This window comes from Pedobacter cryoconitis, from assembly GCF_001590605.1.
Lineage (GTDB): Bacteria > Bacteroidota > Bacteroidia > Sphingobacteriales > Sphingobacteriaceae > Pedobacter > Pedobacter cryoconitis_A.
Genome location: NZ_CP014504.1, coordinates 3,042,617 through 3,053,961 on the forward strand (window position 1 = coordinate 3,042,617; position 11,345 = coordinate 3,053,961).

At 38.7% G+C, this 11,345-nt stretch carries 13 protein-coding genes; 4 read left to right on the forward strand and 9 right to left on the reverse strand.

From position 1 onward, the window contains the following. Positions 1 to 142 precede the first annotated feature (142 nt). Positions 143 to 1,723, forward strand: coding sequence for a hypothetical protein (locus AY601_RS12665; protein ID WP_157287878.1), 1,581 nt, complete (start codon positions 143 to 145; stop codon positions 1,721 to 1,723). Positions 1,724 to 1,774: 51 nt separating this feature from the next. Then, the gene (locus tag AY601_RS12670) at positions 1,775 to 3,175 is read left to right on the forward strand and encodes a DUF5723 family protein (RefSeq protein WP_068407498.1); all 1,401 of its coding nucleotides are present in this window, start codon (positions 1,775 to 1,777) and stop codon (positions 3,173 to 3,175) included. Here AY601_RS12670 and tsaB read toward each other — a convergent pair whose 3' ends face one another. From tsaB to AY601_RS12700, 7 genes are all read right to left on the reverse strand, one after another. After that, positions 3,176 to 3,862 (reverse strand): tRNA (adenosine(37)-N6)-threonylcarbamoyltransferase complex dimerization subunit type 1 TsaB, encoded by a 687-nt coding sequence (gene tsaB, locus AY601_RS12675; protein ID WP_068401586.1) that lies wholly within the window; start codon positions 3,860 to 3,862, stop codon positions 3,176 to 3,178. 43 nt (positions 3,863 to 3,905) lie between these two features. Beyond that, positions 3,906 to 4,136, reverse strand: coding sequence for a membrane protein insertion efficiency factor YidD (gene yidD, locus AY601_RS12680; RefSeq protein WP_041884785.1), 231 nt, complete (start codon positions 4,134 to 4,136; stop codon positions 3,906 to 3,908). Then, the gene (locus AY601_RS12685; protein WP_084359549.1) at positions 4,123 to 4,575 is read right to left on the reverse strand and encodes a ribonuclease P protein component; all 453 of its coding nucleotides are present in this window, start codon (positions 4,573 to 4,575) and stop codon (positions 4,123 to 4,125) included. Before AY601_RS12685 ends, yidD begins: the two co-directional genes overlap by 14 nt. A gap of 62 nt (positions 4,576 to 4,637) precedes the next feature. Continuing rightward, on the reverse strand, positions 4,638 to 4,796 hold the full coding sequence (gene rpmH / locus AY601_RS25335) for a 50S ribosomal protein L34 (RefSeq protein WP_083251894.1): 159 nt from the start codon (positions 4,794 to 4,796) through the stop codon (positions 4,638 to 4,640). A 134-nt stretch (positions 4,797 to 4,930) separates the two neighbouring features. After that, positions 4,931 to 5,665, reverse strand: a complete 735-nt coding sequence (locus AY601_RS12690) for a LytR/AlgR family response regulator transcription factor (protein WP_068401589.1) — start codon at positions 5,663 to 5,665, stop codon at positions 4,931 to 4,933. Beyond that, on the reverse strand, positions 5,662 to 6,705 hold the full coding sequence (locus AY601_RS12695; protein WP_232324586.1) for a sensor histidine kinase: 1,044 nt from the start codon (positions 6,703 to 6,705) through the stop codon (positions 5,662 to 5,664). Before AY601_RS12695 ends, AY601_RS12690 begins: the two co-directional genes overlap by 4 nt. Positions 6,706 to 6,715: 10 nt before the next feature. After that, a complete protein-coding gene (locus AY601_RS12700; RefSeq protein WP_084359553.1) occupies positions 6,716 to 7,567 on the reverse strand; it encodes a LiaF transmembrane domain-containing protein in 852 nt (283 codons plus the stop codon). Positions 7,568 to 7,738: 171 nt separating this feature from the next. On the opposite strand from AY601_RS12700, the gene AY601_RS12705 reads away from it, so the two are divergent. After that, positions 7,739 to 8,593 (forward strand): ChaN family lipoprotein, encoded by an 855-nt coding sequence (locus AY601_RS12705; RefSeq protein ID WP_068401595.1) that lies wholly within the window; start codon positions 7,739 to 7,741, stop codon positions 8,591 to 8,593. An 84-nt stretch (positions 8,594 to 8,677) separates the two neighbouring features. Here AY601_RS12705 and mscL read toward each other — a convergent pair whose 3' ends face one another. After that, complete coding sequence (gene mscL, locus AY601_RS12710; RefSeq protein ID WP_068401598.1) at positions 8,678 to 9,127, reverse strand: large conductance mechanosensitive channel protein MscL; 450 nt, start codon at positions 9,125 to 9,127, stop codon at positions 8,678 to 8,680. A 174-nt stretch (positions 9,128 to 9,301) separates the two neighbouring features. Between mscL and rpoN the strand changes: the two genes are divergently transcribed. Beyond that, positions 9,302 to 10,774 carry an RNA polymerase factor sigma-54 gene (gene rpoN, locus AY601_RS12715; RefSeq protein ID WP_068401600.1) on the forward strand — a complete coding sequence of 491 codons (1,473 nt, stop codon included), beginning with the start codon at positions 9,302 to 9,304 and terminating at the stop codon, positions 10,772 to 10,774. 88 nt (positions 10,775 to 10,862) lie between these two features. Here rpoN and AY601_RS12720 read toward each other — a convergent pair whose 3' ends face one another. Then, positions 10,863 to 11,330, reverse strand: coding sequence for a response regulator (locus AY601_RS12720; protein WP_068401605.1), 468 nt, complete (start codon positions 11,328 to 11,330; stop codon positions 10,863 to 10,865). Between the last annotated feature and the right edge of the window lie 15 nt (positions 11,331 to 11,345).

Here is an 11,345-nt window from a genome sequence, read left to right on the forward strand (position 1 = left end):
AGTTTCGCTTACACTTCTGACAACAATACATCAGAATCAGCAAGTTCTGCTCTCCAATCCTGTAAAACATCGGAAGAAAGCCCGTTTTAACAATAAAATATCACCTAATGCCCAACAATTACCTTAAATTTGTTAGACGCAAATGAAAAAGATATACTTCACCCTCTTTACGCTATTCGCAGCCATTGTGGGGATGGCCTACTTATATTTTTCTAAACTGAACAAGGAAACCTCCTATAAGGAAACTAGTCTGTACGCGGCAACAGCAAACTCTGGTCTTGTTTTCTGCATTCAAAATGATAAAAGCATATTTGACATTTTGAAAGGACAGGATTTTTTTGAGAAGCTGCTTGGTCAGGAGAAATTCAATCAGCTGAGTTTACTGAAGAATACACTGGTCACCAATCCTGCGGTTAATAACCTGGTCGGCAACAAGAATATTTTTATCAGTTTCTCTGCCGGAAAAAATAAAGAGATAGACTACCTGATCAGTACCCAGTTAAATGATGAACTGGATAAGCCAAAACTTTACAGCGCCCTGCAATCCAACGGCATTAAGCTGACAACTGATAGTGGGATGATGAAACTCGTCTTAAATGATAGTGCTACTTTTTACCTGAATATAGATAAAAACCTGATTTTGCTTTCCAATAGCCCTGCACCCGTAAAGTCAGCAACTAAAGCTGCTTCAAATGAAGAGAACAATCAGTTTGTTGCTTATATAAAAGCCAGTAATAAGTTCAAAAGAAACAGTTTAGGCAACTTATATATCGATTTCAATAAAATACCTGCTTTATTAAAGTCAATGCTTCCTGGTCAGCTCAATGGCGGCCTGTCTGTACTTCACAGGCAAAATTCATTTGCTGCACTAAATTATAATTTTAGCAAAGAGCGGTTATTTTTTAATGGAAGTTCAGCACTCAATGACCAGAAAAACTACCTGACGCTTTTTGCAGCGCTCGCTCCTCAAAAAAACGATATTGATAACTTGCTGCCAGAAAATACAGCTAACTTTAAATTGTATGCCCTGACCGATTATAAAACCTGGAAAAAAGGGCTCGACAACTGGTTTTTAGTCAATAAGGAGGCTCAGAAGATCAAAAACACAATCAAGAGCTTTAACAATGAATATCATTTAGACGCAGAAAAGATATTCCCGGTGTACTTTCAAAATCAGCTGATCTCTTTTCAGCTTAAATCATCCGAAAATATAGCGGCGATTAACCTCACCAATGGCGATAAAGTAAAACAACTGTTATTGGATATGAGTGACGATTACAATACAGATATCAAAAGATTTAAAAAATCAGGGCTTTTATATTGTTACTTCGGAGAGCCTTTCAGACCTTTCAGCAGACCATATTATACTATAATTGATAATTACATGGTATTTTCAAACCAGGCTGGTGCACTGCAATCTTTTTTAAACGATTATCACCAGAACAAATTATTGGTTAATACCGCTGATTATATCAATGTATACAGTCAGTTATCAAAAACATCAAATGTTACTTTTTATGTGAACCGTAAGAACTCCACTGACCTGGTCAGAAGAGCGATCTATACGCCTTACTATAACCACATGATCAAAAAAGAAGGATTGGAAAAGTTCAGTTCTATGATTTATCAGCTTAATGGAGATAAAGGTGCTTTTCAAACCAATCTATTATTGAATACTATACCAGAGGTAGTGACCGATACCCTTCAAAATTTAACAAATTAATAATCAGAATGTAAATTTTAAATGACCATATTTAAAAATCGTTTTCAACTTATGGCAAAAAGATACCTTATACTAAGCCTTTTTCTAATTCTGTCTACACAAATTAAGGCACAACAATACGGACTGTTCAATACCAAAACATTGTTTGATGCTTTTGAAAATCCAGCTCAGAAAGCTTTTGTACTTGATTCTTCCCGTCAATATGCTTCGAACTTTCTGCTTCCCTATTTCGGATTAAATGCAGCCAATAAAGGAGCTTCTAATCTTAGTTTGAGAACTTATATCAATGATAAGGTTTACAAGACAACAGGAATACCTGTAGACAATGGAAGAAATCAGGCTTATCAGAATTCTAATATTTATTTGTTCACTTTCAGGATTTTCAAATCTTATAAAGATCACCAGGAATTAGGTTTTTCATGGCAGATGAGATCAGATGCTTTTGCAGATTATACCAATGCTACACTGGTTGCTTTTGATGATTTTAAAAAATTTGATAAGAGCATGAGCAATCCTTTCAATGGCAACGGTTACGGCCAGTCTTACCATCAGTTCAGCATGAACTATAGAGAAAACGTCTCTAAACAACTCGCTTTTGGTGTAAAAATGAGTTTATTAAGCGGAATAACTTATAATAAAATAGATATTACCAGTTCCAATATACAATTCGATCAGAATCAAGGGCAACTCACAGTTAATGTCGGTGGAACTTATCAATCCAACTTTCTCCGTGCAAAAGAGCTGAATACAAATACCCTGATCCCTGATTTTAAAAATCCCGGATTATCTGTAGGTTTTGGTACTACTTATACCTCTAAAACAGGCTACTTTTTAATGGGAAGTGTAAAAGACCTGGGCTTTATCAGGTGGAATAAAAATTCTCATTCTATTGCTGTTCCTGCAGGTCAGGACATCACTATACAGCCAGGAGAAAATAGCAACACCCTACAAAGGAGGCTAGAAGAACTCTTCACCAGCAACGACCAGCGAAAAGGCTTTTACACTGCAACAAATGCTAAACTTGATTTACTGGTCTCTAAAAGATTCGACTTCTATACCCCAAACTTCATCGTCTCTAAAAACATCTGGAACAAAGGCGGGGACATCGCTTTGGTCAACAACTTTGCCTACAATGAATTTTCAGTCAGCCTTTCCCCTATTTACAACTTAAACGGTTTTATGATGTTAGGCACACAAGCCAAATATCAAACTCCGAACTTCGAGTTTTTTCTGGGCAGTGACAACGTCTTAAAATCAGCAAAATATAAACAGCAGCCCGACCTGACGAATAACAGCTATGCAGGAGCTTCTGTATATATGGGAATCGGGATTAAATTCGGTAATACAGTGGAACATCCTCAAAACAGCAGTTATATGCCGGGAGTTGGTGACGATCTGGATAAGAAAGGATTCTTTGCGAAATTATTCGGGGTGTTTAAAAAGAAAAAATAGTTAAACTTTCTTTTTAGCCTGGGTAACTACAAAATCTTTCAGATAGTAAGGTTCAAAATAGGCTACATCCTCAAAATTACCTGCTGTGAAGGCATGATATGCCAGCAAGCTCATATTTGCCGCAGAATTAAAATTGAGGGCAGAGAAAGCCGCATTTGGAGAAACAATGGAGTCGCTGCATTTCATTGCGCCGTCACCTATAAAAGTGATCTGCTGCTTAATTAATTGCTCCTGGTACGAAGTTTCATCAATAATTTTTGCCTCCACCGGCAGTACTTCATTCAGGTTATGGTCATATAATCCGGTAAAGACTTCCATCCTTCTGGCGTCAATCATTGGACAAACCAGCCCCGTATAGGAATCCGCAGTTTTCAAAAACCCTTGTGCCATCATCCTCAACGTCTCCACACCGATCAGTGGTTTATCCAAAGCAAAACAAAGCCCCTTAGCTGTTGAAACACCAATTCTTAATCCGGTATACGATCCTGGCCCTTTACTCACTGCTATTGCATCCAGCTCCGCATAAGTTAATCCGGCCGTTGCCATGACATCCTGTATAAATAAGGTCAGGCTTCCCGCATGAATATTCTGTGCAGCAAGTTCTTTTAATGCGATTGTCTCTCCATTGACAGCCAATGCAGCGGAGCATACTTGTGTAGCTGTTTCTAGTTGAAGTATTGTAGCCATAACAATGATATAGTGGATTTAAAATTAAGACAGGCCCGATTGACTAAGGAACAGGATCATGTCCATGTTTCCCCCAGGGATGACAGCGTCCGATCCGTTTAAGTGTTAACCAGCCGCCTTTAAAAGGCCCGTGCTTTTTAATTGCCTCTACGCCATATTGAGAACAGGTTGGCGTGAAACGGCAGCTTGCACCCAGTAAAGGAGATAAGAACAACTGATAAAACCTGATCAGCGCCAAAAAGAACCAGCCGATGATTTGCTTAATCAGTTTCATCTTCTGGAGTTAAAGGTACTGGTTTTTCAGGCGCAATAGCAGTTACAGCTTTGGCAGGCGGGTCAACAGCCAGGATCAGTTTTTTTAAAGCATTTGCCAGTTTCTTTTCAAAAAAAGCATAATCATAATGTTCCTTCCCAACAAATTGAAGAGAGAGCAGTAACAATTGATCAGGATGATTTAATAAGGGATAAAGAGCTGATGCTTTCAGTAAACGGTAAGCCTCCCGCGTCCTGCGCTTGATCAGGTTCCTGTCGTGCGCACGCTTGAACCGCTTTTTCGATACATTAACCACTACCTGAACAGGAAAAGCATTTTTCTCCGGTATAAACAGATAGGAAACCCGAAAGGGGTATACTAAAAAAGAAGAACCGTTCTTAAATAGCAGGTCTAATAATTTCCTGCTGCATAACCGTTCTTCTTTGGTAAAATTTTTCATGTTTTTGATCGCAGATTTGCAGACTGAATGAGCTGCCAGCACCAGAGGTGCTGCAATCAAAATTATGCTTTGTGACGACGTTCGTCAGAAACTGATAATTTTCTTCTTCCTTTTGCACGACGAGAAGCTAATACTCTTCTACCGTTTGCTGTAGCCATTCTTTCGCGGAAGCCGTGTTTGTTTCTTCTCTTTCTTTGCGAAGGTTGGAATGTTCTTTTCATAACTGTATGATATCTTAACTATTATTTTTTAATTGAGAGGTGCAAATATAATGCGATTTTTTCTTAAATGCAAATACATGCAGCCTATGTTTTCATTTTTATTTGTGATCGCTGTGTTAAAGCTGTTTAAATTTCTATAAACCAAGGGCAGCCTTGAGCTTAACATAGCCCGTTTTACTGACAGGCAGCCAGATATCAGATTTCAAAAGTACGATATAACTATCTTTTTCTTTCAATTCAATTTTAGTGACCTGGGCCAGATTAATCAGATAAGAGCGGTGAATCCGTATAAATTGTTCACTATCCAGTGTTTTTTCAAAGAAACTCATCGTCTTGTTCTTATAAAAAATCCCTTCTGTAGTACTTAATTTCACATGGTCATCATCCGCTTCCAGATAATGGATATCTGCCACTGCAATAATTTTGATCACCCCATTATTTTTAACCACTACCCTGTGGTGTTGCGAAGGGCTCAGCGATGCCGTTTCCAATAAATCCTGGGTAAGTTCCGGTTGCTTTAGTTTTGCAGGAAGCCTTTGCATGGCCTGTACGAACCGCTCCTGCTCAATTGGTTTGAGCAAATAATCAACAGCATTCACCTCAAAAGCTTTAATGGCAAATTCGTCAAATGCGGTTGTAAAGATTACTGCTGGTGGATGCTCTACCAACTCCAGCATCTCAAAACCATTGATTTTAGGCATTTGTATATCCAGAAAGATAAAGTCGGGACGGAAAGCTGCAATGGCCTTCAACCCTTCAAAACCGTCATTGCATTCAGCAACAATTTCTATCTCAGGAAAATCTGACAAGTAATGCTTTACAATATCCCTGGCTAGCGGCTCATCATCAATCAGTATGGTTGTGATCATAGTTTTTGTGGTATTTTAAGCGTAGTAATATATTTATTGTCCTCAGTTGAGGAAGTCTGCAGCAAGTTATTGTCTGCAAAAAGCAAGTAAAGCCTGCGCCGGATTGCAGTGAGCCCAAAACCTGTTCCTCCCGAAGCTTTCGTTTCCGGATCATAAGGATTTTCAACACTCACAATCAGCATATTCCCCTCTACCCTGATCAAAACAGAAATCAGGATTGCCGCAGCGGTATTGTATAACCCGAATTTAATCGCATTTTCCACGATAGGCTGTAGTAATGTCCCCGGTAAGCACAGCTTTAAAGTATCTTCATTAACCTGGATATCAAGATTTAAACGATGGCTGAACCTGACCTTTTCAATATCCAGGTATAACTGGATATATTCCATTTCTTCGGCCACGCTCACCCAAACCTCATCATCTCTTTTCAAGGTACCTCTTAAAAAAGAAGCTAATTTTGTAATCATTGTTCCCGCTTCCTTTGGATTAACGATGGTCAGTGCATACACTGAATTTAAACTATTGAACAAAAAATGAGGTTGCAATTGATGTCTCAGCTTGTTCAATTCTGCCTCCTTAGCTAAATTCTGAGCGGTATAAAGGCGCTCCTGCATTTCTGATTGTTCTTCTAAGCGGTACCACAATACGTTTACAAATGCACACCAGGCCAGAAAAACAAAGATGACAATGAACCTGAATACCAGCGATAAGTTCAGGAAATTCACATAAGTAAGGTCCTGCGAAAAAATACCAGTTAATAAGCAGCGGCAAATCCAGGTAATCAGTACAGAGAGTGCAATAGCCAGTACGATGACAAACAATATGATTTCATCTTTCGGCTGATAAAATCTCAGCACAATACTAACCACGACACAGCAAAGTGCCAAAAGTGTGCTGGTAATTAAACTATCTGCAATTGACACTACCCAGCTGAAATTAAGCGTATAGAAAAACAACAGGACAAACGCGGTTGTCCAGGCCAGGTACAATAGCGCTGCCGTTTTTTGTGCTTTCCTTGTTAACAGTGGGTTACTCGTCAAAATATTTGGTTTAGAAATTACTGATACTTACTCCACCAAATAAAACTACTCCTTTTATTGTAATTATTTTAAGTGGTTCGCTATTTACCGGATTAATTGTGCGGCTATCGTCGAATCCGCCGAATATCGGGCTCACTTGTGATTCCACTACCCAGGTTGGGGGGATGATTAATTTAACACCTCCAAAAATGGCTACAACTTCAATGGATACGTGATCAGCAAAATCGGCCTGTGTCAGGTCCAGTTCGCATCCTCCGAAAACAGAAACGACATCTCCGCCTTTAAAATTTTTGGAATAGATTTGTTGTTTACCACCGCTAAATACATTCACAGCGTCTATATAGTCATTGTCAGTAGTTTGCGTGCTGGCATGAGGTTCAGAAGTCTGATTGTGCAGTGGATTAGGCTCCGGAGCTGGTTCCGCTGAGGGATTGGCAGGATTAGTATTCCCGGCCGGTGGATTACCCCAGGAATCTGCCGGTGCATTGCTATAATCTTTCCATTTAAATCCTTCAAACTTTCTCTCCCATTGGTTTTTACCTGGTTTTTTGGGTTTAAAGATGACAAATAAGCCTAGAATTATAAATGCAGCTCCAATGTAGTATTGCGTCAGGTTAAAATCAAACAGATTCTGCACATTAAAATAACCGCCTATTAAAACCATCATTAACCATCCCCCGCCATGAAATCTGCGTTTAAAACCAATAACTAAGCCTATTAAAATTAATACTGTAGGCCAGCTGAATATCCAGTCCGGGATAAAAATCCCAAAATTCCGAAGTAAAAATACGCTGCCGATGATCAAAAGAATTAAACCACTCCATACCCTGTTAGACCGGTTTTTATATTTATAGTTTTCCATAACCTTGCTGTCATTTATTGAAACCAAAATTAAGGAGTAAATATGCATTGTTAAATAGCGCTCATCTATATAGACGTAAAACCCCGGTGAACATCATTTTTTAGCCGGTGAAAAGGAAGACTGTTTTAAACAGCCTCTAATTATGCGTTACTTTGAGAAATACTAAAAGATATGAAAAAGAAACTCCTTCTATTTGCGTGGGTCTTGATCCCTACAGCCTTATTTGCCCAAAATAATGATCACTCTTATCAAATATTTGAAACAAAAACCAGGAAAACTATCTCCGTAGAAGAACTCGTTAAAAACATGAAGAAAGTTGATGTGCTTTTCTTCGGTGAAGAACATAACGATTCAATCGGACATGTATTGGAAGCACAAATATTCAGTCAAATGAGTCAAACCTATCCGGGTACAACGCTGTCTTTAGAAATGTTTCCAACCGATGTGCAGCCCGTACTTAACGAATATCTTGCTCACGTAATTTCTGAGAAGAATTTTATCAAAGAAGCCCGCGCCTGGAACAATTACAAAGATTACAGGCCTTTAATTGAGTTGGCCAAAGCAAATAAAACAGACGTGATCGGAGCCAATGCAGCGACCAGATACAGCAATGCAGTTACCTTCTCCGGATTAAACAAACTGAACGATTTCCCGGTTACTTCTAAAGAATTTTTACCGCCATTGCCTATAGATACAGCGACAGGAAGATATTATGATAAATTCATAGAAACATTGGGCGGGCATGATATGGGTGGAATGAAAATCTTTCAGACACAAAATTTATGGGATGCTTCGATGGCCTGGTCTATTGCAAAATACAACAAGTTAAACCCGAAGAAAAAGATATTCCAGGTTAACGGAAGGTTCCACAGTGATGAAAAACTAGGGACTTTTGCCCAGCTTCGAAAATATGCACCGAAACTGAACCTGGTCAACATTTCGTGTTTTGCAGCTAAAGATGGTACGGAACCAGACTGGACAAAACAGGCTGAACTGGCAGATTATATCATCCTTACGGTTAAGTAACGAAATAAATACGTTTGCAGCTCAAGCAAAAAAAAGGCCAGCCCGTAATATTTACAGGATGGCCTTTTTCAGGATAAAAAATGCTTAAATATTCTTCGTTTTCAGTAAGTCTCTGATCTCACCTAATAATACTTCTTCTTTGGTTGGAACTGGTTCAGCAACAACAACTTCTTCTTGCTTACGTTTCAGCTGGTTGATCGCTTTTACCATCAGGAAAATAATGAAAGCCAGGATAACAAAATTAATCACTTCTGTTGCAAAATTACCCCATGCAAACACAGGGCCCGCTTTTCTTGCCTCTTCCAGAGAAGCAGCCGGGTTAGCCGCAACGAAATCTCTCACTTTATCGCTCAGCGGGATATAATAGTTTACAAAACCCTTATCACCAATCAATAAGCTAATAGGAGGCATAATTAAATCATTAACCATTGAGGTCACAATCTTACCGAATGCCCCTCCAATAATCACACCGACTGCCAGATCGACTACATTTCCTTTAATGGCAAATTCCTTAAATTCTTTTACAAAACTCATAGTATTTAATTTTTCATGGTGTTCAACTACCAATAAAAATATAAACTTTATCAGGAAAACAAAGCTTTTTTATTGGAAAAACACACCTAAACACAATATTCGTTCCACAATATGGTTGATATATAAACCAAATGCTTATTTTTGAAACGGGTCATAATACCTTTTCTACAAAACATGCTTAAACAACATTTACAACAAAAGTTACTTCAAAAGTTATCGCCTCAGCAAATTCAGTTTATCAAACTGCTGCAGGTGCCTACTGTTTCCCTTGATACCAGAATAAAAGAAGAATTAGAAGAAAATCCTGCGCTCGAAGACCCAAGTTTAATGATCGCAGAAGAACCTAAAAGTGAATATGATGATCTGAATGATTCTCCCGATGATTTTGACGGGGGTTCAAAGGAAGAAAGTACTGATGAATTTAATGTAGATGATTACCTGCAGGATGATGGTGGAAATGATTACAGCACTTCCTACAACAACAATGATGATGATGAGGAAAAGAAAGAAACTCCGATAGCTATTGAGAGTACTTTCTTTGAAAGCCTTCAGGAGCAGCTTGATTTGGTCCCTTTATCAGACCAGGATTTTATTATCGGTAAACAGATTATCGGCAGTTTAGATGATGACGGTTACCTGCGCAGACCAATTACTTCGATGATTGATGATCTTGCTTTTTCACAAAATGCAATGGTCGAAGAAGAAGATGTACTGGAAATGCTGAAGGTAATTCAGAGTTTCGATCCTCCGGGAATTGCAGCCAGAGATCTTCAGGAATGCCTGACTTTACAATTGCGCAGAAAAGACCCGCACAATCTGATTATCCAGAAAGCGATCATGATCGTAGAAAATTACCTGGATGAGTTTACCAGAAAACATTACGACAAACTTGAAAAATCACTCGGTTTAAACAGTGAAGACTTAAAGGAAATCATTGCAGAAATCCTTCGGTTAAACCCTAAGCCAGGAGACTCAAACCAGGTAACCACCAAGCAATTACAGGTTATCCCTGATTTTCATATTTCTAATAATGACTCTGTGCTGATTTTGACCTTAAACTCGAAAAACGCACCAGAATTAAGAGTGAGCCGTTCTTATATAGACATGTTTCAGCATTATGATAAAGCGGCACAGAAAGACAAAAAGCTAAAAGAAGCTGTACAATTTGTAAAGCAGAAACTGGATTCAGCCAAATGGTTTATTGATGCGATTAAACAGCGTCAGCAAACCTTGTTAAAGACTATGAATGCAATTATGCAATATCAGTATGAGTATTTGCTGACAGGTGATGAACGTAAAATGCGTCCGATGATCCTGAAAGACATTGCGGATAAAATTGACATGGATATTTCTACCGTATCAAGGGTAGCAAACTCTAAATACGTACAAACAGAATTCGGGACTTTCTTATTGAAATCTTTCTTCTCGGAAGCTATTCAAACTGAAAGCGGTGAAGAAGTTTCGAATAAAGAAGTAAAGAAGATCCTGGAAGACTGCATTGGCAACGAAGATAAACGCAAGCCACTGGCAGATGAGAAGCTGACAGAAATCTTAAAAGAACAAGGTTATAATATTGCCCGCAGAACGGTTGCGAAATACAGAGAACAGATGAATATTCCGGTAGCCAGGCTGAGAAAAGAGCTTTAAGCTACGCGCTGGTCAAACCTCCATGAAAAATGCCCCTAAGCAAGGAATATTCCTTGCTTAGGGGCATTTTTCATGGAGGTTTACTTAATTAAGAAAGTAAGTTTTGTCTGAGCAGGAATTCCAGTTGTTTATTGGCGACCAGCAAAGCTTCAGTCAGCTCTTTATTTTCTTTTCTCAGCGCGTAAATCTCATATGCTTTTTCGATGTTGATCCTCAGATCTTCATCCATCCATGGTTTTTGAATATATTTATAAACCTGACCTTTGTTGATGGCATCGATAACGGCATTGATATCCGCATAACCGGTCAGCAATATTCGGATCGGATCAGGAAAATCAGGAATGATGGATTCCAGAAATTCGATACCAGTAGTAACCGGCATGCGTTGATCGGTGATGATGACATGAATAAGTTCAGTTTCTAATACTTTCCGTCCCTCTACCGCAGATTCTGCTGTAAAAATGTTGAATTTCCTTCTAAAGCCAGCTTTAAAAGAATTAAGATTATGAACTTCATCATCCACATAAAGCACATTAATTGGGGTGTCGGAATTCATTGTTATTTATTGGAT